We start from the raw sequence: 21,619 nt of genomic DNA on the forward strand, positions 1-21,619 counted from the left end.
CTCCAGTAATTTGACAGATATCCTGTGTGAGTTTTCCGTTGGGGTCTTTGTTCCGTTAATCTTAAAAGGCTTTATGAAATGCAGCCTTTTTTCTTTTATTTTACCATTCTTTGGGATGTGGCTTTCGCCACAAATTGCCGGGGCGATTGAACCGCCGCCGCAGAAGCCTGCTATTCAGTGGATCGTGAATGATTTTCCGCCTTTTTTGGTGCTTTCGGGTGAGGGAATGATGGTGGATATTTCAAAGGCCAAAGGGCCCTTTGCCAGTATTTACCAAGAGATTGAGCGGGCTTTGCCGGCTTATTCGCATCGTTTTGTGCGGGTCTCTTTTTCCCGTGCGGAAAAACTTTTCAGTGGGCAGGGGGGCTATTGCACGGTGCTTTTGCAAAGAACCAAAGAGCGTGAAAAGTTTCTGATCTTTGGTGATGAACTGGCGCGGGCATTTCCTGTGGGGCTGGTGGTGCATGCCAAGGATACGCCGGGGATCCGGGATGAGCAGAAGGACGTGGATTTAAAAGAGCTGCTGGCCAGCGGGAAATTTCGCCTGGGAGTGATTCAAAGCCGCGCCTACACCCAGCAGATTGATGACATTCTTTCCCACAGCGGGCATGCGACAAAGATTGTCGGTGACAGTGCCATGGGAAATCTTTTTCTGATGCTGGAAAAAAAACGGGTCAATGGCGTTTTGGCTTACGCACTGGAAAAAACCGATTACGAGCGCAACAACATCGCTGTGCCGCCGTTGAAATTTTTGAAGGTCAAAAACATGCCCAACCATATCTCGGTGTGGGCGTCCTGTGAAAAATCCCTGCGTGGCGAACAGATTCTAAAAGACTTGACCCGCGCCGTGCGGGAAAAAAATGTGAAGGGTAAAATCTATAAGTACTTCATGCAGGAGCTTCCGCCGGACATGAAAAAAGGCTACCGGGCTCTTTACGACACTCCACCTTAGTGCCAGCGCAAATCAGCCAGTGCCAGGGCTTTCACGGCCAGGGCCGTGGTGTAACCCGTCGACCTCCACACCACCGGAAATCTTGCCACGAATGTGGCGGCAAAGAACACCTGACCACTCCAGAACAGTCTTCCTGCGGAATCTTTTTGGGCCTGCGACAGCAGAAAATTCAAACCCCGGCGCACACGTTCCCGATGCCACTCGTTTTTCGGGTCGCCCAGAATCAGCAATGTATTCAGCGCCCATGCAGTGGAATGTGCATAATCCGGTCTTGCCATAAAGCTGTTTCGCCAGGAACCGTCCTTGTGCTGCAGGGCCAGGACATAGTTCAGTAGTTTTTGTCGAGAGGGTTCCAGGCACGAAGCCCCGGCGTTGATCGTGGTTGCCATCGCATAGGGTAGAGCATAGCGGCTGGGATAGTACATTCCGCAGAAATAGAACTGTCTTTTTTCAACAACCCGATTCAGATGTCGGCAACTGGCCTGATAACCGGGTCCTTCGGTTTTTTTGGCGTAGGTCAGAAGTTTTAACACATTGGCATTTACGACACAGTCGACGTCGTTGACGTTGAAAGGAATCCGCGTGCCCCGATGAGGGGCTGCAAAGATATTGCGTGGCATGTCCGGATCTTTTTCGTCCCACAACCACGTCATGAAGGCACCGGTGTTCACATGCAGTTGCGCGGCATTGTAAGTGTGGGGAAGCCGGGACAGATCGCGGGCCGAGGATAAGGCGTCAATCACCTCTGCAGGCATTAAGGCGGCCCTGCTGCGCGGGGATTGACCGGCTTCCAGGCTTTTTAACAAATGCAGATAGGTGTGAGTGACCGAGGTGGTGTCAGCGTCAGGCGGGATGTTGGCAAAACCTTTCCACTGCGGGGCCAGATACATGTTGCGCGGTCCGCGCGTGCGCACGCCCTTAAAACTTGATGGCGGGTAGAAATTAAACAGATCCCCCCAGCGATAGGGGGCCAGCCCCCAGGCGGTTTTGCGAACCATTGGCGGGATTTTGGCAAGCCGAGGATTATAGAAATACGTCTCAGCCAGAACATTGGAGGTGGCGGCGGCTGAAAACGCACTGGGCTCATCGTAAGCGACGCCAAACTTGCCCACGCCGATCGCGCTGGGCACATAGGAGGTCACTCGCGATCGCCACTGTCCGGGTTCATAGCCCTCGCGGCCTGTCGTCTGATAGTGCGCCAGAAAATCCAGGGCCGAGTCGATGTGTTTTTCATAACGGGCCTGTGCGGTTGCACTGATCAGGCCCAGTAAAAACAGCAGATATTTCATAGGGTGCCTCCGAATCAGACCATGAAATCAGGACAGGACCCGGGCTGTCAGCGGGTCATGTAAAAGTACAAGCTGGTTTTTTCTTCCCGCACGGTATTCTTGAAGCCGCGAGGTGAACTATGAAAACAATTTGGCTGGCGGGACTGGTGATCGCAGCTCTGGTGGGGTGTTCATCCAAAGACAAACTGGATACCGAGCTTGAGGACGCGCAACTCATGGGAAGAGAAACTGTCGGCAAACGCGATGACAACTATGTCATACAGGAGAAAAAGAATCTGGTTCAGCACCTTCAAGAAGTGCAGACGGATGTCTATACGATGGAGGAAAACATCTATGGCAACCGCGATCTGGGAAACAAGGGCAAGTACGGCGTTTTGCGCGATTGTAAAATCGAGGCCAGCCCGCAAGCCGGCAGCAAGGTCGACATGGTTCCGAAAAACATTCTGACAGAAGAAGAAGGCCAGCTCGCACGGCAGACCGGGGTGGATGAATCCGGCACGCTGATCACCCTGCGGGAAGAGGATCTGAACAAGCGTCTGAAGCGTTTTGAGGGTTACAAATCCGCTTATGAGAAGCAGGAAGAGTGGTTTGACAATGAAATCCAAGCCTGCCGGCAATCTCAGCGAGAATAGCTGAACTGGAATATATGCGACTTGGGGCCCTTTCGGGGGTCTTTTTTTCGTCCCAAGTTTACCTCAAATAACACAGGACCACGAAAACCTCGCTGGCATGCGTAAAACCTTTGACTTCCGACCCCTTAGGTCGCTAAACCAGTGATTCGCCTTAAGAGCGAAGAAAGGTTACGGGTAGGATCCATGAGGTCTTACTACGTGGGAGGTTTACAAAAAACGATATGACAAAACAATTGAACAAAGCCGCATTGGAGAAACAGAAAGTTCTTGCTTTCTTGGATGCTGAAGACGCAAAGGTTCCAGCAAATCCTGGCATTTTGAATGCGAAAGCTGACAAAGCTGGTGACTTCGACTCTCTATTCGAAGCTTCCATGAAAGAACAAGACTTCAAGGTCGGCGACGTTGTAACAGGTTCTGTAGTTGAAGTTCAGTCTGACTACGTACTTGTTGATATCAACTACAAGTCTGAAGGCTTGATCGCGATCAACGAATTCCGCATTGTTGACGGCGTTCGTGATGTTAAAGCTGGAGACAAAGTAGAAGTTTTGATCGACCGTATCGAAAACGAAAACGGCATGATCGTTCTTTCCAAAGACAAAGCAGACATGCTTCGTGCTTGGACAGACATCTCTAAAGCAGCAGAAAACGAAGAAGTTATCGAAGGTACTGTTGTTGCTAAAGTTAAAGGCGGCTTGAGCGTTGATATCGGCGTTAAAGCATTCCTTCCAGGTTCTCAAATCGACCTGCGTCCGGTTCGCAACATGGACGTATACCTGGGCAAGAAGTTCAAATTCAAAGTTATCAAGTTCAACAAGAAACGTGGCAACATCGTTCTTTCCCGCCGCGCGCTTCTTGAAGAAGAACGTGACAGCTTGCGCTCTCAAACTCTTGACACTATGGCAGAAGGTTCTGTTGTTACTGGTGTTGTTAAAAACATCACTGACTACGGTGCGTTCATCGACCTTGGTGGCATGGACGGTTTGTTGCACATCACTGATATGTCTTGGGGCCGCGTAAAACATCCATCTGAGATGTTGAACGTAGGTGACGAAATCCAAGTTAAAGTTCTTAAGTATGACAAAGAAAAAGAACGCGTATCTTTGGGCATGAAACAGCTTCACGCAGATCCTTGGGAATCCGTAAAAGCTTCTTACCCTCCAGGCACTAAACTGAAAGGCAAAGTTGTATCTTTGGCTGAGTACGGTGCATTCGTTGAGCTGGGTGAAGGCATTGAAGGTCTGATCCACGTTTCTGAAATGTCTTGGACTAAACGTGTAAAACACCCTTCTCAGATCGTGACTGTTGATCAAGAAGTTGAAGTAGTGGTTCTTGAAGTAGACACTGAAAACCGCCGCATCAGCTTGGGTATGAAACAACTTCAGGCCAACCCATGGGTTGAAATGAAAGAATCATACGCTCCAGGTACAATCATCGAAGGCGAAGTGAAATCCGTAACTGACTTCGGTATCTTCATCGGCATCGAAGAAGGCATCGACGGTTTGGTTCACATCTCTGACTTCTCTTGGACTAAACGTGTAAATCATCCAAATGAACTTTACGCTAAAGGCCAAAAAGTTCGCGCGGTTGTATTGGGCGTGGACATCGAGAACGAAAGATTCTCTTTGGGTATCAAACAACTTGAGTCTGACCCTTGGTCAAACATCGAGAACAAATACGCTATCGGCACTCAACACGATGTTAAAGTCACTAAAACAGCTGACTTCGGTGCATTCGTTGAACTTGAATCCGATATCGAAGGTTTGATCCACATTTCTGAACTGACTACTGAAAAAATCAACTCTGTTGAAGAATTCATCAAGCCAGGTCAGTCTGTAAAAGCTGAAGTTATCTCTATCGACAAAGACGCTCGTAAGATCGGCTTGTCTGCAAAACTTGTTAAACTTCGCGAATCAAAAGCGGATGTTGACGATTACGTTAAAAAAGCGACTGCAACTTCCAAGTCCACTTTCGGTGACTTGTTTGCTGACCAGTTGAAAAACGTAAAAACTGACAAGCAATAGTCGTGACTAGGAGGAAGGTCGAGTCGCTGCGAGGCGACGCGACTGGACCCTGACCCGGCATTGACTGACAAGTTTTAAAGAGGGACCCTGGTAGGGTCCCTTTTTTTATTTGGAAAGGGACCTATTTCAAACCGTTCGGGAGCGTTGGTATGAAGGGCAGCTTTTTCAAAAAACTGATTATTATCTTTTTGGTGTTCGTAGGCCTTGGTGCCTTGTTGAAAATGAGCGGGGACTTCTTCGGAAGTGAAGACAAGCGGGTCACTGCCAAAAACACCATTCTGCATCTGGAAATGAACGGCGTTATTCTTAACGGCAAGAAGTTCATTAAAAACCTAAAAAAGTACCGTGACGACGACAAGGTCAAAGCGATCCTGATCAGCATCAATTCTCCGGGCGGCTCTGTGGGACCTTCCCAGGAACTGTTTGCTGAAATCAAACGCGTTCGTGATGAAATTAAAAAGCCGGTTGTCTGTGTCAGCACGGGTGTGATGGCCAGCGGGGCTTATTATGCGGCCGTGGCTTGTGACAAGATCGTCGTGGCTCCAGGGGCGCTGGTGGGTTCCATCGGTGTGATCATGGAATTTGCGAATCTGGAAAAGCTGTATGACTGGGCGAAGATCTCCCGTTACTCCATCACTTCCGGCAAGTTCAAGGACTCGGGTGCCGAGTACCGTCCCATGCGTGAAGATGAAAGAAGTCTGTTCCAGAGCATGATTGATGAAGTCTATGCTCAGTTCAAAGGAACTGTGGCGACAGAGCGCAAGCTGAAAGAGGAAGTGGTTGCTGAGTACGCGGACGGCCGCGTGTTCACTGGTGCAACGGCGGTGAAAGTGGGCTTTGCCGATCAGGAAGGCTACTTTGACGATGCGGTGAAACTGGCAGCAGAAATCGCCAAGCTGGGTGACAATTACGATGTCTTTGAAGTTCCCAAAAAGAAAGTCAGCATCTTTGACCTTGGGGGCGGTGACACGGAAGACGACCTGAACAGCATGGCGGAATTCGCCGATGTTCTGAAAGGCAAATCTTTCGGTGCGGATATGGAAGGCGCGATGAAATACATCCTGCGCGCGAAGTATCTGAATCAGCCGCTGATGTTGATGCCGGGTTACTGGGAGTAATCCATGAAGTCCGTGGCTCTGTTTTTACTGACAGCGCTTTGTGTGAAGTGGGCGTGGGCAAATCCGATGGATCCGCGCCAGCCGCAACCGTGGTTCGATGTTCGCTGGACCGGTTATTACTATCTGACAGCGGATCTGGAGCCGGCACCGGGTGTGGTGTTTAAAACGGGCCAGAAATTTGAATTTGTCGGTGTCACGGGCGGGGGCGGTTATGTTCCCGTCACTGTTTTTGAGCTGAAACCTTTGGTATGCGAGACGCCGCAGCTTGAAACGGAATTGGTTTTGTTGAATCCTGCGGGTGGAAACAAAACCGAAATCGGCTTTGAGATGCGTAAGAACTGTGTGATGGCTTTCTTTGTTGAAAACCGTCTGGTGGGCACCTCCAGCTATTTCACTGACAGCACGGAGTAAGCATGGCAGCCAAAAAGGCGCGCAAAAAGACATCCGCGAAAAAGACACCCGCAAAAAGAAAAGCGCCAATCAAGGCCCCTGCGGCCGCTCACGGCAAAATCCAGATCGGCAAGGATGTCTGGCCGATGGAGCGAGATGTTTTGTTCCGTCCGGACCGCATGAAATATGTGCGCAAACTGATCAAACCCGATGGCTGTGTTTTTTGCCGGGCCTCTGAGGAAAAAGTCAGCTTTGAAACCTTGTGCGTGTTTAAATCCAAGCATTCGATGGTGGTTCTGAACAAGTTCCCTTACAACAGCGGGCACCTTTTGGTATTGCCAAAGCGCCACTGTGGGGACCTGTTGAAGCTTTCCGATGATGAATATCATGACCTGCAAAATGTCATTCGTCTGACCATGCAGGCCTTGAATGAGCTTTACCAGCCGGGCGGCATTAATGTGGGTTTGAACCACGGGGCTGTGGCGGGGGCGGGGATTCCTGAACATCTTCACTACCATGTGATTCCCCGATGGACCGGGGACCTTAATTTCTTCCCGTTGATTGCTGAGACCAAGGTCTTGGTTGAAAGTCTTGAGCAGACCTACGAGAAGGTATGGAGTATTTTAAGAAAATATGAATAGAGGCGTGACTTTCCAAACAGCTCCCATGACCCCTGTGGTGAAGTGGCTGCTGATCATCAATGTGGCTATCTGGTTCGTGTTCCAAGTGATCATGGAAGGCTTCCTGCGTGTTCCTTTCACGTCTATCTTCGGCTTGTTCCCGGGTAAGGTCCTTTTCGACTTCCATATCTGGCAGCCTTTCACGTACATGTTCCTGCACTCCATGCAGGTGACCCATATCCTGTTTAACATGCTGATGTTGTGGTTCTTCGGAGCCGAGCTGGAGCAGCGCTGGGGTTCGAAGTTCTTCCTGATCTACTATTTGGTAGCGGGTGTGGGCGCAGCGATCCTTTACTGCCTGGGTGTGTGGGTTTATGCCCTGATCACGGGTTCGCAAACCGGTCTGATTGTGCCGGTGGTGGGGGCTTCCGGGGCGGTCTTCGGTCTTTTGCTGGCGCAGGGGATGATCTTCGGCGAGCGTATTGTTTACTTCTTTATGCTGTTCCCGATGAAGACCAAGTACTTCGTGGCTTTGATGGGTCTGGTGCAACTGGCCTCCCTTATGACTTCCAGCGTCGCTGGCGGAGAAGTGGCTTATTTGGCCCATTTGGGCGGGATCGTGGCCGGCTTCATCTGCCTTAAAATGAAGGGCTGGTTTGACCGTAATGAATGGAAGAAGAAGGCCAAGAGCAAGGGCCGGAATCTGCGCCTGGTGGTCAATAACGAGAAAAATGAAAAACCTCCCAAGTATTGGAACTAACTAAAGCGGCCCCCTAGACGGGGCCTTTTTTTTGGGCTATAAATGGGGGCTCGATTGCGAAAAGGGGATTTATGTCTTTGGCTCAAGCTAACAAAAATTTGAAGTATGACAAGCGTATGACTGAAAACAAGATCAACGCGGGTGAAATGACTAAAGAAGAATGGCAAAAGCACCTTGAGCAACTTCCTGATCTTGCCCACAACGTAGAGACGTTCACTATGGACGGTAAAAACACAAAAGACGACGACAACCACTAGGAATCGTCATTTCTTGTGAAATCTTAAAAAGCACAGCCCTTGGGTTGTGCTTTTTGCGTTTCAGGGGTTCGTGGAACGCTATCATTTTCTTTCACAGGCCTTTTGCTTGCGTGCTTTTGGCTCTGACGCCCTAATAGTCCTATGAACTTGTCAGCTGTTTTGTTTGTTCTTTTATCCGTCTCATTTTCTCAGGCCGCAGAGAAGACTTTTCAGTGCCGTGGTGATTTTAAAAACTCGAATTTGATCTTCCGCTACTCTTTGATGGTGGATGGAAAGAACTCGCGCAGTCGTCTGATGTTTTACAAAGAAGATCGTATGACCAAAGATTTCGGCTGGAAGAAGTTTGCTTCGGCTTCAGGCAAGATTGTAGTCGATTCTCCGTGGTTGCAGTATCGCGCCTATCTGGTGCCAGCGAGCACAGTGTATGAGCTGGTGCTGGCAGAGCCAGCGACAGATGTGCAGATTGATGACCTGCCTTTCAGTCGTTTTTACTGTGTGAAATTTTTGCCTTATTTCCCTAAGTGAAAACGCAATGAAAGGGAAATGATATTCGCTCGGATAATATCCTGAAAAATTTGACACTGAGTGGGGCCGTCCATTAGGAGTGTTCAAACCTTTAAAGGAGCAACTGATGAAATTTTTGAGCGCAATCGTGACTCTGTTGGCGGCGGTGACCGTTCAGGCGAACACAGCCAAGTTGGTTTTGTATTCCTCTTATGATGGCGAAAGACTTGCGCCGATTCTGCAACCTTTCACTCAGGCTACCGGTATTCAGGTGGAAGTGGTGTTTGCTTCCTCGACAGATCTTTTGAAACAACTTGAAACTGAAGGTTTGAACTCCCGCGCGGATCTTTATCTGGATAAAGACATCGTTTATATGGGTGAAGCGAACCGCAAAGGTTTCCTGCAGTCTTTCACATCCAATGGTGTGACTCAGAAAGTTCCTTCCCACTTGATCTCTGATGACAAGAACTGGTTCCTGCTGTTCTACCGTGCACGCACTGTGATGTACAACACACAGAAAGTGAATCCGGAAGACCTGAAAACTTATGCGGACCTGGGCGATCCTAAATGGAAAGGTCAGTTGTGCCTAAGAACCTCCAAAAACAGCTATAACGAAGCAATGGCTGCTTACTTCATCAAGCACTTCGGTGAAATCCAAACGACAGCGTTGTTAGAGTCCTGGGTGAAAAATCTGGCAGTGGAGCCTTTAAAAGGGGACCGTGACGTGATCGCGGCTATCGCCAACGGCACTTGTGCGATCGGTGTTGCCAACACTTACTATCTGGCGCCTATCGTTCGTGATGATGTGACTTATCCAGTGGGTGTTCGTTTCCTGGAGCAGGACAAAGTCGGCGCACACATCAACGGTGTGGGTATCGGGATCACGAAGTCCTCCAAAAACACAGCGGCAGCCAATGCTTTCCTTGAGTTCATGGTTTCGAAGCCGGTTCAAGAAGCCGTTGCTGGCGGTTTTAGTCAGTACCCTGCAAGCAAGGAAGCAGATATGGCTCCCATCTTGAAAGAATTCGGTGGTTTTGCTGAAGACATGACCAACGTGAATGCAGTTTCTGATCTTGTGCCAGCAGGTATCGAGTTGATGAAAAAAGCGGGTTACAAATAGTTCCTGCGAACTAAAATAAAAAAAGCCACCTATCAGGTGGCTTTTTTTTTGCCTTTACAGCCTAGTTTATTGCGTTTTCTGGGAAGAGGCGGTCATGGAGTTTTCGCGGGCAATCGCGGCGGCCACTTCCTGCTGACTGAACGGAGCCCATTCTTCTCGGATGATTTTATAAGTGTCACCGGACTTGAGGGCATAGATTGTCTTCACACCATAATCGACGTGTTTGTCAGATTCATAGCGCTGCAGGGTTTTCACCAGCAACTGATCGTTGTGTTGAACGATGTACGGTTGCGACAGGTGAACTTTGATGTACTCGTACTTGGATTTCAGGTTCTTTTTGTGGCTCATCCAGGACTTGTAATTGAAGCCCGGAGCCTTGAATCCTTCGTCATAGAAGGTCTGGTATTTTTCAATGTCCTGATTTTCCCAGGCCTGTCTCCAGCTTTCCACGAAGCGGCTTAGATCCTGGCGGCGCTTGTCGTGTTCGGATTTGGAAACATAGTTCACGTGATCAAAAATCAAAATAGGTGTTTCACCCAGTTTGATATAGTCCGCCAGCTTCTTGATCACGTCGTTACGAACAACGACGCAGCCGCGAGAGCCGCGGGTCAAAGGCACCGAGTCGGGAATCGCGTGCAGCCAGATGCCGGAACCGGTTTTGTTTTCACGTTTGTCGAAAAGATTGGGATAGTTCGTCGTGAACGCCAGGGCCCCATAAAGGCTGAACGGAATTTTTGGCTGGCTCAGACGCTCTTGCAGGAAGTAAATGCCTTCCGGCGTTTTATGATCATCACGTTTGGTTTTGTTGCCACCCATTTTGCCGATGTCAGCAGGGTACTCGGTGATCTTTTGGATCTGTTCACCATTGCGCTCAAACACAGAAAGTTTGCGCTGCTCTTTGTCCACCAGAATCACATAGCGGGAAAAGGCTTCGGTTTCAGAAATCTGAAGCAGGGAAGCCGGTAGCAGGTCTGTTTCAATTTGAGAAGAAGGCGTGACAGCAGGGCCCGCCAAAACCGGCAGACTCAACGCAAATAAAGCACAGCCCGTGAGCAATAGTCTCATAAATACTATTATGCCCGAATAGGACTTAAACTTGTCAAGTGCCTGTCCTCAGGTGTCCAGAGGTTAAACGTTTTCCGTGTAATTTAAATGTAAATAAAGTGGCCTTTGATATTAAGACCTAAGCCTGTTTCACCGATAGTTTCAATGAACAGAGGGTTATAAATGGCTGAAGCACAAGAGACATCTGCAAAACCAAAGAATACCGCCATGCTATTTCAGATCATCTTCGCAGTCTTGAATCTGGCTGTGATGGGTGCTGGTGGTTATATGGTCTATGCCTCGACGATGGGATGGGAAAGCCCCAAGATCACCGAGGAGGATGTGGATCGCGAACTGGCCTCTGTTTCTGATGAAACGGACCTGGCACCGTTGGTTTATACCATGGATAAGTTCACGGTGAATCTGGGGGGCGAGCCCAAGCGCACCATCCGTCTGGAGATCAATCTGCAGATGCTGGGTAAAGAAGGTTTTGAAGAGGTGATGGAGCCGGAAAACCGCGCCAAAGCCCGGGACCGCATTGTCCGCCTGCTCAATGAAAAGCCGTTTTCAGACCTGGACAGCATTCAAGGGAAGTTGTTCCTGAAGGATAAGATTGCCGGAGAAGTGAATGGTATTCTTCGTCGTGGCGTCGTGAAAGATGTTTTCTTCTCTGATTTCGTCGTTCAGTAGTTCCTGTCGCAAGATCTGCCAAAAGTCTTAAAAGTCCTGAAGTTCGTTGTAATCATGGCCCCTCAGTTTCAAACTAGGGGTTATTGCATAACCAACGAAAGAAGCATCTATGAAAAGGATTTCTACTTTGCTCTTGGGGCTGAGCCTGTCCCTGTCTGCTCATGCCGTGGATCCAACACCGGTACCGAAAACACCAGATAAAGACGTTATCGGCGCCATCCAAGGATGGGCACCCAAAAACGATTTGAAGATTTCCCTGCCGGTGACCAAGTTCACCCTGGAAAACGGTCTGACCGTGCTTCTTTTAGAGGACCACGCGGTTCCGATGGTCAGTTATCACACCTGGTACCGTGTGGGCTCCCGCGATGAATCCCCGGGTGTGACAGGGGCTGCGCACATGCTGGAACATATGATGTTTAAGGGGGCTAAGAAGTATGACGGCAAATCCTTTGACCGCATCTTCCATGAAAACGGCATCACCAACAATGCTTTCACCACCAATGACTACACCGGCTTCTATGAAAACCTGCCCAGCTCCAAACTGGAGCTGGTGATGGATATGGAAGTGGACCGCATGAGTTCGCTTCTGATCAGCCCCGAAGACCTGAAGAGCGAAAAAGAAGTCGTGAAAGAAGAACGGCGCTGGAGAGTCGACAACAATCCGATGGGTCTTTTGCGCGAACTGATGATGGGCACGATCTTTAAAGTGCACCCTTACAAATGGCCGGTGATTGGCCACATGAAGGACATCGAGGCTTATGATTCTGAAAAGCTTCGCTACTTCTATAACACCTTCTATGTGCCGAACAATGCGGTGCTGGTGGTGGTCGGTGACTTCAACACCTCCAAAGTAAAAAGTCTGATTGAAAAGTACTATGGCAAATTGCCTTCCCGTCCTTTGCCGGAAAGAAAATATCCTTCCGAGCCGGCGCAAAAAGTTCAGCAGAACGCAACGTTGCGCAAAGACGTTCAGAACACTTCTTTCGTAGTTGCCTATAAGAGCCCGAAACAGGGGCAGCCTGATATGTACGCTCTGGATCTGGCCGCGAACATTCTGGGTTATGGAACGTCCAGCCGTCTGCACAAGCGTCTGGTGTACCAAAAGCAAACAGCGACTTCCGCTTATTCCTACAACTATGCCATGCAGGACGAGGGGATGTTCGCCGTGGGTGTGAACCTGAAACCGGGTCAGGCGCCTCAAGAGGCTCTTGATGTTGTGTATAACGAAATCTGGAAGCTGCGTAATCAGAAAGTGACTGAAGCAGAGCTTGAAAAAGCCAAAACCCAGGTGATGAAGGATCTGGTGGATTCTTTGAAAACCATGGACGGCAAAGCGCGCGCCCTGGCCGTGAACGAAATCGTCACTGGCAGCTATCAAAGCCTGTTCACAGATCTGGAAAAATACCAGGCCGTGACTGCGGATGACATCAAACGTGTTGCTGACAAGTATACACAACAGACTCAACGCTCGATCATCACCCTTGAACCCAAAGTGAAAAAGGAACAGTAGACATGAGAAATTTAGCCTTAGCTTTGACTTTGCCTTTGGTGTGCACCGCGGTTGTTTCCTGCTCCAGTTCCGGAAAAAAAACCGTCACTAAACCACCTTCTGAAGGTTACGTGACCAAGGGGAATGGTTCTTTCAAACTTCAGCCGTACAAGGAAATCACACTTTCCAACGGACTGAAGGTGTTTTTTATTCATGACAGTTCTTTGCCCCGGGTCAGTCTGACATTGATGATGAAAACCGGCAGCATGCAGGAAGGTTCGGACAAGCCGGGTCTGAATGCGTTGACGGCTTATTTGCTGGAACAGGGGACACAAAGTCGTGATGCTTTAAAGCTGGCGGATGAATTCGGTCAACTGGGATCTTCGGTGGATGTGTCCCCGGGCGCGGATGTGACCACGGTTTATGCGGATTCGTTGTCTTCTTCGGCGGATATCTTGTTAAGCCTGTTTGCGGATGTCGCGATGAATCCGGCATTCAAGGATGCCGAAATCGGTCGCATGCGTTCCCAGATGCTGGCAGCCCTGCAAAAGAAGATCGATAATCCTTCATCCTTTGCTGACGAAAAAATGGATCAGTTTGTCTTTGGCAGTCATCCCTATGGTCGCGACGTCAATGGAACGCCTGAAGGCCTGCGTTCTATCAACAAGCAGGACATCATCAAGCACTACCTGACATTCTACCGTCCGAACAATGCTTCTCTGGCCGTGGTGGGAAATTTTGACGGGGTCTTTGAAAACAAAATTCAAGAGGTCTTCGGCAAATGGACCAAACGCACAATTCCGGAAGTTGCGGTGGCGGCACCGCCAGTGAATGATTCCCTGCAGGTGAAGCTGATCGTTAAAAAGGGCCTGCAGCAGACTCAGATCCGCTTGGGGCAGCTGGGTATTGCGCGCAACAATGACGACTTCCTGCGCCTGCGCCTGGCCAACGAAACAGTGGGTGGCAGCTTTGCCAGCCGGTTGAATCAGAAGGTGCGTGACGACCAGGGGCTGACGTATTCGATCTATTCATACTTTGATGTTCGTAAAGAGCGCGGCAGCTATGATGTGACGACGTTCACCAAGAATGAAACCGCCGCCAAGACCATGGAAGAAGCCCTGAAAGTGGTTTCTGACTTTGCCGCCAACGGGGCGACCGAGCAGGAAGTCGCAGCCGGTCGCAATCAGCTGATCGGGCAGTTCCCTCGGGCGATTGAAACGGCGGACCGTCTGGCTTACAATCTGCTGGCGCTGGATTTCTATGGCATCCCGGTGGACTACCTGACTGACTATAACAAGACGGTTGGTAAAATCAGACCGAAGGATGCCAATGCCGCCTTCAAAAAAGCGGTGGAACCGGCGAAGTTCAAGGTTCTGGTTTACGGAGATGAAAAGATCATTCCTCAGTTTGAAAAGTACAAGCCGACAATCGAGCGAATCAAGTAAGACAGATCAAACCGCACAAATAAAAAACCCGCTCTTAAGAAAGAGCGGGTTTTTTGTTTTTAGGTCTTTAAGTTATCTTAGCGCTTTCTTTTGCGGGCTTTCAGGAAGATGTAAGCTCCCAGGGCCGCCAGCAGAACCGCTCCGCCCAGCAGCAGGGCTTTGTTGTTGCCTTTGCCGCCTTCTTCCTCACCCTGAAGCATGTCTGCCGGCATCGCGGAACTGATCGGTGCTCCCAGGGTTTCAGATCCTGGACGGATCGGCCCCAGCTCTGGTTTTGCCAGAAGGTTTTTGGAAGCGATCACACGCAAGCTCATCACGGCCTTGAAGAAGTCCTGGCTGTACTTGGTATAGTACTGCTTATGAGCACTGAAGGTGATCAGGATGGCGATTTTGTCTTTGATGGTCGCCAGGTAGCGGGTGAAGTAGTTGGGAACTTCAGAGCCCAGGTGAAGAGAGTCAATCCAGGTCTGGTCATTGATTTGAACAGATTTGGATTTATAGACAATTTTTGATTCAGAGGCGCCGCCACCCTTCAGGGCCACCGAGATCGGCGCATTCAGGTGAGACTCATACAGCGCAAAGGTGTCCGTCGGGCCGACTTCTTTGGCGGTCAGGATGATGATGGCCTCTTTGGCTTCTTTGGTTTGTTCACTTCGGCAGACCCACTCGGTTTGCTCCAGATTGCACTTCCAGGTTTCCGGCATTTCGAAAGCTATATAAGCATTACGAAAGACTTTTGCATGGGCGCTAAAACTGAGTAGAATAACGGCGAGTGATGCGAACAAACGAAACTTCATGCAGACCTCGGCTGGTTTTTACTGGAGACTGTTTTTATTAGCACTCCAGTTTCGCTGGAGTAGGCATTGAAGTAAGTATAATAACAATTTCCTCTCGGATCAAAGAGCAAAAGGGAGATTTTCTTGTGAAGAACCTTTATCAGCTGACCACCTTTGTGACTGTCATCAGCGAAGGGAGCATGACTGCCGCGGCAGATAAGCTCTACCTGACTCAACCTGCGGTGTCTCAGCAGATTCGCAATCTGGAGGAAGATCTAGGTGTGGAGCTCCTGGTAAGGGGTGTGCGCTCAATCAAGGCCACTCCCCAAGGCGAGGTTCTGTATGAGTACGCAAAAAAGATCATTCATCTGACCCAACAGGCTGAAATCGCCATTAAATCCATCGGGAATCAAATGAAGGGGCAGTTGCGAATTGGGACGCTGAACTCTTTGGGCTTGCACGTAATGAGTCCCATTGTGGGACGTTTAATGCGCCACAATCCCGAGCTGACCCTGAAGATCGAATACGATCGCGGGGAAGAGCTGATTAAGGGATACAAAAAAGGCCAGTACGATGTTCTGATTCTGCCCGACGTACAAACTGAGTTTGCGTCCGAGCTGGATAGCAGCGAGCAGAAGTTCCTTTTGAAGGAAGAAATGTGGCTTGTGGGTTCAAGTAAAGATGAAAAAATGCCCCAACAGATCATGGTGAAGGACATGGGAGCTTTTCCACTGGTGGATTTCACCGAAGAATTCCCGGCCTTCTACAGCCAACTGCATGGCAAGATTCAGACCCAGGGGGCGAAGGTCACTTCGATCTTTGAGTCTTCCAACGTAGGGACCTTGAAGCGGGTGATTGAAGCGGGGTTGGGCTGGGGCTTTTTGCCGGCACACTCAATCAAGAAGCAAGTCCGTTCGGGCCGCCTAAGTCGTGTGTACGTAAAAGACATGCACTACGAAATTGATCTGATGTTCTATTATAAAAAGAATTCCGACAGCCGTGCTTTGGTCGAGGTTTTCTATCAGACCCTGGCTCAGCAGGAAAAAGGCTGACCTTAGGTCCCATTAATAAGTGAGCCCTTCTGACCGAAAAGACTCTCAGATCATTTTCGTCAGAAGGGACGTCCATGAAAAAAAGCTACTCAATTCAGGTGAAGCTCGCAGTGCCAATCATTCTTATCGCATTGCTGGTGTTGGGAACGATGACATTCCTGATGGCTCGGAACAGTCACGTTAACGCGGAAAAAGCCGCGACCGAAAAGACGGTGGCAATGGGACGTGCCTATGCCACAGAAATGCGTCTGGAAGTGGAGCGCGGCCTGGGTATTTCCCGCAACGTCGCTCATATCCTTGAATCTTTCAAAAAACGCAATAACACCGGCCGATCTCAAGTGGCTGAAGCATTGCGCGAAATTCTGGAGAAAAACAAATTCGTGATCGGAGCCTGGACAGGTTGGGAGCCAAATGCCTGGGATGGCAAGGACTCTGAATATGTGTCTGTTCAAGGTCACGATGAAACGGGTCGTTTTGTTCCTTACCTGAACTGGGAAGGGGGCAAGTCCTCTTTGACGCCACTGGTGGGTTACGCCAAGCAGGGTGAGGGCGACTATTACCTGGTGCCAAAACAGCGTTTGAAAGAAACCATGGTTGAGCCTTATCTGTACCCGATTGATGGCGTGCAGGTGTTGATGACTTCGGCGGTGGTGCCCATCGTGATCGACGGAAAGTTCGTCGGTGTGGCGGGTGTGGATCTGCCCTTGAAGGACCTTCAGAAAAAAGCGGCAGGGATCAAGCCATTCGAAACGTCTCAGGCCTTCCTGGTGACGGCGCATGGCAACTGGGTTTCGCATCCGGAAGAATCCATGATCACCAAGGCAGCCGAGTATCCGTTTGAAGCTGATAAATTCAAAACTGCGATCAGAAAGGGTGAAGAGCTGGTGATCACCGGTATCGACCCTAAAGACAACCTTGAGTATCTGTACGTGGTGTCCCCGATGAACGTGGGTGCGACGGAAGAGCCTTGGGCTTTGATTGTTAGAACTCCGACCAAAACTGTTCTGGCTGAAGCCAATGCGGCAGTGTGGACTCAGGTGATCATTTCGTTGACTGGCATCTTTGTGTTGCTGGTGGCAGTGATGATGATGGCGCGCTATATTTCCAAATCTGTCAGTGGTCTTTCTGAAAAGCTGCAGAACTCCGGCGAGCTGGTGTCTTCTGCAATTCATCAGTTGTCCATTGCCGGTCAGTCCTTGTCTGAATCCTCCAGTTCTTCCGCGGCTTCTTTGGAAGAAACCGTGGCGGCTCTGGAAGAAATGACCTCCATGGTGAAAATGAACTCGGACAATGCCAAACAGGCGGCGGCGCTTTCGGCGCAGTCCTCTGAGACCGCTGTTCAGGGTGAAAAAGAGATGGGCGAGCTGTTGTCTTCCATGAACGAGATTTCAGCGTCCTCCAAACAGATCGAAGAAATCATCAACGTGATTGATGATATCGCCTTCCAGACGAATTTGCTGGCACTGAATGCCTCTGTCGAAGCGGCCCGAGCTGGTGAGCACGGGAAAGGTTTTGCCGTGGTTGCGGAAGCCGTGCGCACGCTGGCACAAAGATCCGCCTCAGCAGCAAAAGACATCACTGGTTTGATCAAAGAATCGGTTGAAAAAATTGAGCGTGGCACGCACAAGTCGGCAAAATCCGGCGAGATGCTGAAGAATATCGTAACCTCCGTCAAAAAGGTCGCAGATCTGAACAATGAAATTTCCATGGCCAGCGAGGAGCAGTCCACGGGCATTTCTCAGATCTCCAAAGCCATGAATCAACTGGATCAGTCCGTGCAGTCCAATGCGGCTTCTTCAGAAGAGATCGCCGGGACTGCGCAAGAGATCAACACTCAAGCGGCCATCATGAAGAATGTGGTCGATGAACTGAACAATGTTGTGTATGGCGACAGAGGTGTACAGGTTTCCGCTCAAACACCAGCAGCAAGGACAACTGCTCATTCAGAAATGGACGAAGAAGGCTGGAAAGCCGCTTAGTTCGAATTGAAGTTCTCCACCCGGGGAATGGATTCCTATGGCTCGCAGAATCAAGCATGACCCCGGTCATGCTTGTTTTTTTTGAAGCGGGGATAAAGTGCAATCACCCAAGCACGGGTCCCTGCCGATGACCGGCAGAGTTCAAGGAGTCACTATGAAAATCGTTTCTTTGATTATGGCAGCTTTGTTAGGTCTTGGTTCTGCAGCAATGGCTTCTCAGGAGCAAGGTGCTGCCAAGGATGTTCAGATTGGTATCAGTGGTGTATATGTTCCGGGTGGTTTTGATTCCGCATCCGATGTCTATGTCGTGGTGAACGGCATCTTCCAGAATGGTTGTTACAAATGGAAGAACGCCGAAATTGATCACAAAGACACTTACTATCACAGTGTTAAATCCATCGCGACCGTCAGCCCCGGCATGTGTCTGATGGTTCTGATTCCGTTCCAGAAAGAGGTCCGTCTGGGCCGTTTTGCCCCGGGCAAACATACTTTGCATTTTGAAAATGGGGATGGCACTTACATCGAAAAATCAGTGATGATCGAGTAAGAATTTGCACCCAAAAGAGGGCTTTTAAGAGCCCTCTTTTTTTTGAAGGGATTGCTGCCATGCACGTTATCCTGCTTTTACTGTCTTTAAGTTTTATCGGCTGCACCAAGACCTCGTTTCAGACCTTCGATTGGAAAGAGGGAGATAAGACAAAAATCAAGGCAGAGCTTGCTTCCTTTGATTTCGCTCCCGCGGAAAAGAACCTGTCCGGTCACGAATGGATCCGCCTGCAACCTCAGATTTACCAGGGGCTCGTCGTTGAATCCGCCTACAAAAAAGAAATTCTTGCCGATGATGGGGAATTAACACGCCTCCGCGCGGGTGTTGTTAAGCCCGAGACCGCTTTTGCGCATTTGGATTTTGCCTCTCTTGAAGAGCAAAGTTCCGGCATTCTGCGAAAGCTGCAATCCGCCTTTCCTTTATTTCGCAAGCGTCCGCCACAAAGTGTGACTCCCGTGATCACTCAACGCGGTGGTTTTTACGAGATCATCTGGCAAGTGGACTATATGGATCCCAAAGGCCAGATGTGGACACTGAAGTTGAACCGAAATCTGGAAGTACGCTCGATCCGGCCAGCGGGTTCGCAGTTTATCGATACCAGTGCTTGGGTGTATCCACGGGGGCCTTTGCTGGGGTCGGTGCAGGAAGTTCCCCTGAAAGGTCTTTATCTGGAGCCCACTCTGGCCAACCATTGGGTCTATGTAAGTTCGCAGGCCCCTAACAAGATCGACAAAGTGGCGGGTCCCTTGAAGTTTTCCATGGAGGACCATCGTTTCGATCAAACGCAGGCTTTTGTGTATCTGAACGAATCTTTCAGTTGGTTTCAAAGTCGTCTGGGATTCAAAATGCCTTTTCAGGTGCAGGCCGAAGTCTTTGTGGGATACCCGGAAAAAACCAATTCTGCCTTTTACTATCAGGGGAAAATTCGTTTGGGCCAGGGCGACGGCGAATTCTATCAGAACATTCCGCGCGATCCGTCCATTGTAATTCATGAAAGCGCTCACGCAGTGATTGATGTGCTGGCCAAACTGCCTTTTGAGGGGGAAGGCGGATCCCTGAACGAGGGCTTTGCCGACTATTTCACAGCCATGCAGCTGGGAAGCCCTCGCATGGGAGAAGCTTCTTACAAAAAAGCCCCTTTCCGCAGGACCGTTTTGAATGATCTTAAGGTGACGGATCGAAATGGTGGTTTGTATCACGATTCCGGAATTATCAGTGGCACCTTATGGGAAATCTCTGAGCAGCTGGGTTTTAAAAAGGGACTGGAACTTTCCATGGCGGTTTTAAATCGTCTGGTACCGGGCAGCGACTTTGCCGACTTCGGCACGACCCTGAAAGACGTGTGTGCCCAGAAACTTTCGTCCGAGGAGGCGCGGAAAGTGAATGGGATTCTTTCCAAACGAGGGTGGTTATGAGCCTGCTGGGAGTTTGGATTTTTGTGGGTCTGCTTTATCAGGGACAGGAGTTGCCACCCCCGAATCCGGCTTTGCAAATCGTCTATCACTTCAGTTCCGACACTGAAAACACTTTGCGCTATTGGCGCGAAGGGGAGCAGGGGTTTTGTGAAAGACGGGCTCAGTATTCTTTTAATCAGGAGCAACTTTATCAGAAGGTGATTGAAGTTCATCCTGACAATGCACCCTGGTGCTCTCAGGATTCTGACATGCGCTTGGGTTTTGAAAGCTGGACCGTCCTTCGCCAGATGAACGGCCGCCTGTATTTGAAAGTTTTGATGGGGGAAGAGGACCTGTCATTTATCTGGAAACGAAAGATCGAATAGTTGCCTGCTAGTTGAATCGATTCGCACAGGCCTGCTTCAGCAGATAAGCCTCGCGCCAGGTGTCGGCGCTGCGAAGGGCACCTTTGAGATACCAGTAGATTTTGACTTGTTCCATATAGGTCAAATCGCAAAAACCCGTGTCGACATAACAGCTCACATGACTGTCCATTGCCTGCGTGTGCAGACTATTGCAGCTGGTGCCATCAGCAACTTCCTGAACCCGCACCTGCAGACAGTAGCGCACGTCCTGAAGCCAGATCTGAGAGTCCTTGGAAAAGCGGGCCTCGTCTTTTAAGAATTTCTGACAATAGGGATATCCGAAGTCCTGCCAGTAACCTTTTTTTCCACAGGCGTGTTCGCGCTCTTTGCAGGCGTAAAAGTCACAGGATTGATCGCTGGGCACACAGGTGGCCTGAGCGATCGTGGGTGTAAACAAAAACAATAAAATCAGGTATCTAAGCATGGGCTGACCATAAAGAAGGCAGGGGCGGGTGTAAAGCGGTGGGGGCTTGATAGGCAAAATTACCATAACTGTCAGGATTGTGACGGGGCATTCTATGGTGTCTGACTGGTTTTTATGTGGTTCAGTGATTTTTCTCGTATTCCTCACGGGGATCTTTAAGGTCACCTAAATGAAAGGACTCTGTATGAAGGCATTGATGGTTGTGATTTTGATGTTATTGGCAGGAGCAGGGGCCCAGGCTGCGGCGGACTCCGTGGCGGTGTTTCATCGCGCGGAAAAGGTCGGCGTTCTGCTGAACGAGCTTGGCGCTTACGGGCGAATCCAGCAGTTCATGGATGCCGTGGGAGCTGAGGGCCGCTATCGCTGGCTGAGTGCCGATGAAAGTGTAAAAATCGAATGCGCTCGCGAGGATGTCAGAGCCACTTGCACCATCCGTTTCCTGCCGTCTGAGATCGTGAAAATCCAGGGCCGCAGTGTGAAGGCTTTTGTGGCGACGAAGGAGTTCCAGCAGTCCTTTGAGATGGCCTTTGAAAGCTCCATGGAAGACCGCTTCAATCTGGTTCTGACCCCTGAAGGAATAGAACTGTGGGCCGGGAAGCGTGGCCAGCAGCCCTAGCCGTAGTACCAAGGTCTGATTCTGTTTAGGGCCTTGCAACAAACTGGGAAAAATGACGATGCCATTGGATAATAG

At 49.8% G+C, this 21,619-nt stretch carries 23 protein-coding genes; 19 read left to right on the forward strand and 4 right to left on the reverse strand.

What is annotated here, in order from left to right; genetic code table 11:
- Positions 1-73: 73 nt before the first annotated feature.
- Positions 74-952 carry a TIGR02285 family protein gene (locus BD_RS04890; RefSeq protein WP_011163593.1) on the forward strand — a complete coding sequence of 293 codons (879 nt, stop codon included), beginning with the start codon at positions 74-76 and terminating at the stop codon, positions 950-952.
- Here BD_RS04890 and BD_RS04895 read toward each other — a convergent pair.
- Positions 949-2,241 carry a prenyltransferase/squalene oxidase repeat-containing protein gene (locus tag BD_RS04895; protein WP_011163594.1) on the reverse strand — a complete coding sequence of 431 codons (1,293 nt, stop codon included), beginning with the start codon at positions 2,239-2,241 and terminating at the stop codon, positions 949-951. The two genes, BD_RS04890 and BD_RS04895, sit on opposite strands and share 4 nt — an antisense overlap.
- Before the next feature lie 119 nt (positions 2,242-2,360).
- Here BD_RS04895 and BD_RS04900 point away from each other — a divergent pair, with 119 nt between their 5' ends.
- From BD_RS04900 to BD_RS04940, 9 genes are all read left to right on the forward strand, one after another.
- On the forward strand, positions 2,361-2,873 hold the full coding sequence (locus BD_RS04900) for a hypothetical protein (RefSeq protein WP_011163595.1): 513 nt from the start codon (positions 2,361-2,363) through the stop codon (positions 2,871-2,873).
- 221 nt (positions 2,874-3,094) lie between these two features.
- Positions 3,095-4,894 (forward strand): 30S ribosomal protein S1, encoded by a 1,800-nt coding sequence (locus BD_RS04905; RefSeq protein ID WP_173362280.1) that lies wholly within the window; start codon positions 3,095-3,097, stop codon positions 4,892-4,894.
- A gap of 149 nt (positions 4,895-5,043) precedes the next feature.
- Positions 5,044-6,012, forward strand: coding sequence for a signal peptide peptidase SppA (gene sppA / locus BD_RS04910; RefSeq protein WP_011163597.1), 969 nt, complete (start codon positions 5,044-5,046; stop codon positions 6,010-6,012).
- Between the two features lie 3 nt (positions 6,013-6,015).
- A complete protein-coding gene (locus BD_RS04915; RefSeq protein ID WP_011163598.1) occupies positions 6,016-6,423 on the forward strand; it encodes a hypothetical protein in 408 nt (135 codons plus the stop codon).
- Between the two features lie 2 nt (positions 6,424-6,425).
- Positions 6,426-7,043, forward strand: a complete 618-nt coding sequence (locus BD_RS04920) for an HIT family protein (RefSeq protein WP_144313909.1) — start codon at positions 6,426-6,428, stop codon at positions 7,041-7,043.
- A 25-nt stretch (positions 7,044-7,068) separates the two neighbouring features.
- Positions 7,069-7,782 carry a rhomboid family intramembrane serine protease gene (locus tag BD_RS04925; protein WP_231839282.1) on the forward strand — a complete coding sequence of 238 codons (714 nt, stop codon included), beginning with the start codon at positions 7,069-7,071 and terminating at the stop codon, positions 7,780-7,782.
- Between the two features lie 71 nt (positions 7,783-7,853).
- The gene (locus BD_RS04930) at positions 7,854-8,039 is read left to right on the forward strand and encodes a hypothetical protein (RefSeq protein WP_011163601.1); all 186 of its coding nucleotides are present in this window, start codon (positions 7,854-7,856) and stop codon (positions 8,037-8,039) included.
- Between the two features lie 141 nt (positions 8,040-8,180).
- Positions 8,181-8,564 (forward strand): hypothetical protein, encoded by a 384-nt coding sequence (locus tag BD_RS04935; RefSeq protein ID WP_011163602.1) that lies wholly within the window; start codon positions 8,181-8,183, stop codon positions 8,562-8,564.
- 106 nt (positions 8,565-8,670) lie between these two features.
- Positions 8,671-9,663, forward strand: coding sequence for a Fe(3+) ABC transporter substrate-binding protein (locus tag BD_RS04940; RefSeq protein ID WP_011163603.1), 993 nt, complete (start codon positions 8,671-8,673; stop codon positions 9,661-9,663).
- 66 nt (positions 9,664-9,729) lie between these two features.
- Here BD_RS04940 and BD_RS04945 read toward each other — a convergent pair whose 3' ends face one another.
- The gene (locus BD_RS04945; protein WP_011163604.1) at positions 9,730-10,728 is read right to left on the reverse strand and encodes a L,D-transpeptidase family protein; all 999 of its coding nucleotides are present in this window, start codon (positions 10,726-10,728) and stop codon (positions 9,730-9,732) included.
- 162 nt (positions 10,729-10,890) lie between these two features.
- Between BD_RS04945 and BD_RS04950 the strand changes: the two genes are divergently transcribed.
- The 3 genes from BD_RS04950 to BD_RS04960 all read left to right on the forward strand — a co-directional run bounded on the left by BD_RS04950 (position 10,891) and on the right by BD_RS04960 (position 14,331).
- Positions 10,891-11,397, forward strand: a complete 507-nt coding sequence (locus BD_RS04950; protein WP_011163605.1) for a flagellar basal body-associated FliL family protein — start codon at positions 10,891-10,893, stop codon at positions 11,395-11,397.
- A gap of 109 nt (positions 11,398-11,506) precedes the next feature.
- Positions 11,507-12,907 (forward strand): M16 family metallopeptidase, encoded by a 1,401-nt coding sequence (locus BD_RS04955; protein WP_011163606.1) that lies wholly within the window; start codon positions 11,507-11,509, stop codon positions 12,905-12,907.
- Between the two features lie 2 nt (positions 12,908-12,909).
- On the forward strand, positions 12,910-14,331 hold the full coding sequence (locus BD_RS04960; RefSeq protein WP_011163607.1) for a M16 family metallopeptidase: 1,422 nt from the start codon (positions 12,910-12,912) through the stop codon (positions 14,329-14,331).
- A gap of 77 nt (positions 14,332-14,408) precedes the next feature.
- Here BD_RS04960 and BD_RS04965 read toward each other — a convergent pair whose 3' ends face one another.
- Positions 14,409-15,035 carry a hypothetical protein gene (locus BD_RS04965; RefSeq protein ID WP_144314036.1) on the reverse strand — a complete coding sequence of 209 codons (627 nt, stop codon included), beginning with the start codon at positions 15,033-15,035 and terminating at the stop codon, positions 14,409-14,411.
- 218 nt (positions 15,036-15,253) lie between these two features.
- Here BD_RS04965 and BD_RS04970 point away from each other — a divergent pair, with 218 nt between their 5' ends.
- The 5 genes from BD_RS04970 (at position 15,254) to BD_RS04990 (ending at position 20,465) form a co-directional block, all read left to right on the forward strand.
- A complete protein-coding gene (locus tag BD_RS04970) occupies positions 15,254-16,159 on the forward strand; it encodes a LysR family transcriptional regulator (protein WP_038451042.1) in 906 nt (301 codons plus the stop codon).
- 74 nt (positions 16,160-16,233) lie between these two features.
- The gene (locus tag BD_RS04975) at positions 16,234-18,138 is read left to right on the forward strand and encodes a methyl-accepting chemotaxis protein (RefSeq protein WP_011163610.1); all 1,905 of its coding nucleotides are present in this window, start codon (positions 16,234-16,236) and stop codon (positions 18,136-18,138) included.
- A gap of 154 nt (positions 18,139-18,292) precedes the next feature.
- Positions 18,293-18,685, forward strand: a complete 393-nt coding sequence (locus tag BD_RS04980; RefSeq protein WP_011163611.1) for a hypothetical protein — start codon at positions 18,293-18,295, stop codon at positions 18,683-18,685.
- Between the two features lie 59 nt (positions 18,686-18,744).
- On the forward strand, positions 18,745-20,100 hold the full coding sequence (locus tag BD_RS04985; protein WP_011163612.1) for a gluzincin family metallopeptidase: 1,356 nt from the start codon (positions 18,745-18,747) through the stop codon (positions 20,098-20,100).
- On the forward strand, positions 20,097-20,465 hold the full coding sequence (locus BD_RS04990; RefSeq protein WP_011163613.1) for a hypothetical protein: 369 nt from the start codon (positions 20,097-20,099) through the stop codon (positions 20,463-20,465). Before BD_RS04985 ends, BD_RS04990 begins: the two co-directional genes overlap by 4 nt.
- Before the next feature lie 7 nt (positions 20,466-20,472).
- Here the strand turns inward: BD_RS04990 and BD_RS04995 are convergent, their stop codons facing one another.
- Positions 20,473-20,928, reverse strand: coding sequence for a hypothetical protein (locus BD_RS04995; RefSeq protein ID WP_041583480.1), 456 nt, complete (start codon positions 20,926-20,928; stop codon positions 20,473-20,475).
- Between the two features lie 184 nt (positions 20,929-21,112).
- On the opposite strand from BD_RS04995, the gene BD_RS05000 reads away from it, so the two are divergent.
- Positions 21,113-21,544: a hypothetical protein gene (locus BD_RS05000; RefSeq protein WP_157865651.1), complete on the forward strand. Its 432-nt coding sequence runs from the start codon at positions 21,113-21,115 to the stop codon at positions 21,542-21,544.
- Positions 21,545-21,619: the final 75 nt, after the last annotated feature.

It is taken from the genome of Bdellovibrio bacteriovorus HD100 (assembly GCF_000196175.1).
Lineage (GTDB): Bacteria > Bdellovibrionota > Bdellovibrionia > Bdellovibrionales > Bdellovibrionaceae > Bdellovibrio > Bdellovibrio bacteriovorus.

Excerpts from the sequence above, each read along its gene's own strand:
- BD_RS04915 (WP_011163598.1), top strand. The coding sequence starts at position 6,016 with ATGAAGTCCGTGGCTCTGTTTTTACTGACAGCGCTTTGTGTGAAGTGG.
- BD_RS04895 (WP_011163594.1), bottom strand. The coding sequence starts at position 2,241 with ATGAAATATCTGCTGTTTTTACTGGGCCTGATCAGTGCAACCGCACAG.
- BD_RS04995 (WP_041583480.1), bottom strand. The coding sequence starts at position 20,928 with ATGCTTAGATACCTGATTTTATTGTTTTTGTTTACACCCACGATCGCT.
- BD_RS04900 (WP_011163595.1), top strand. The coding sequence starts at position 2,361 with ATGAAAACAATTTGGCTGGCGGGACTGGTGATCGCAGCTCTGGTGGGG.
- BD_RS04935 (WP_011163602.1), top strand. The coding sequence starts at position 8,181 with ATGAACTTGTCAGCTGTTTTGTTTGTTCTTTTATCCGTCTCATTTTCT.
- BD_RS04940 (WP_011163603.1), top strand. The coding sequence starts at position 8,671 with ATGAAATTTTTGAGCGCAATCGTGACTCTGTTGGCGGCGGTGACCGTT.
- BD_RS04945 (WP_011163604.1), bottom strand. The coding sequence starts at position 10,728 with ATGAGACTATTGCTCACGGGCTGTGCTTTATTTGCGTTGAGTCTGCCG.
- BD_RS04930 (WP_011163601.1), top strand. The coding sequence starts at position 7,854 with ATGTCTTTGGCTCAAGCTAACAAAAATTTGAAGTATGACAAGCGTATG.
- BD_RS04905 (WP_173362280.1), top strand. The coding sequence starts at position 3,095 with ATGACAAAACAATTGAACAAAGCCGCATTGGAGAAACAGAAAGTTCTT.
- BD_RS04920 (WP_144313909.1), top strand. The coding sequence starts at position 6,426 with ATGGCAGCCAAAAAGGCGCGCAAAAAGACATCCGCGAAAAAGACACCC.
- BD_RS04985 (WP_011163612.1), top strand. The coding sequence starts at position 18,745 with ATGCACGTTATCCTGCTTTTACTGTCTTTAAGTTTTATCGGCTGCACC.
- BD_RS04990 (WP_011163613.1), top strand. The coding sequence starts at position 20,097 with ATGAGCCTGCTGGGAGTTTGGATTTTTGTGGGTCTGCTTTATCAGGGA.
- BD_RS04925 (WP_231839282.1), top strand. The coding sequence starts at position 7,069 with ATGACCCCTGTGGTGAAGTGGCTGCTGATCATCAATGTGGCTATCTGG.
- BD_RS04960 (WP_011163607.1), top strand. The coding sequence starts at position 12,910 with ATGAGAAATTTAGCCTTAGCTTTGACTTTGCCTTTGGTGTGCACCGCG.
- BD_RS04955 (WP_011163606.1), top strand. The coding sequence starts at position 11,507 with ATGAAAAGGATTTCTACTTTGCTCTTGGGGCTGAGCCTGTCCCTGTCT.
- sppA (WP_011163597.1), top strand. The coding sequence starts at position 5,044 with ATGAAGGGCAGCTTTTTCAAAAAACTGATTATTATCTTTTTGGTGTTC.
- BD_RS04965 (WP_144314036.1), bottom strand. The coding sequence starts at position 15,035 with ATGCCGGAAACCTGGAAGTGCAATCTGGAGCAAACCGAGTGGGTCTGC.
- BD_RS05000 (WP_157865651.1), top strand. The coding sequence starts at position 21,113 with ATGAAGGCATTGATGGTTGTGATTTTGATGTTATTGGCAGGAGCAGGG.
- BD_RS04975 (WP_011163610.1), top strand. The coding sequence starts at position 16,234 with ATGAAAAAAAGCTACTCAATTCAGGTGAAGCTCGCAGTGCCAATCATT.
- BD_RS04980 (WP_011163611.1), top strand. The coding sequence starts at position 18,293 with ATGAAAATCGTTTCTTTGATTATGGCAGCTTTGTTAGGTCTTGGTTCT.
- BD_RS04950 (WP_011163605.1), top strand. The coding sequence starts at position 10,891 with ATGGCTGAAGCACAAGAGACATCTGCAAAACCAAAGAATACCGCCATG.
- BD_RS04890 (WP_011163593.1), top strand. The coding sequence starts at position 74 with ATGAAATGCAGCCTTTTTTCTTTTATTTTACCATTCTTTGGGATGTGG.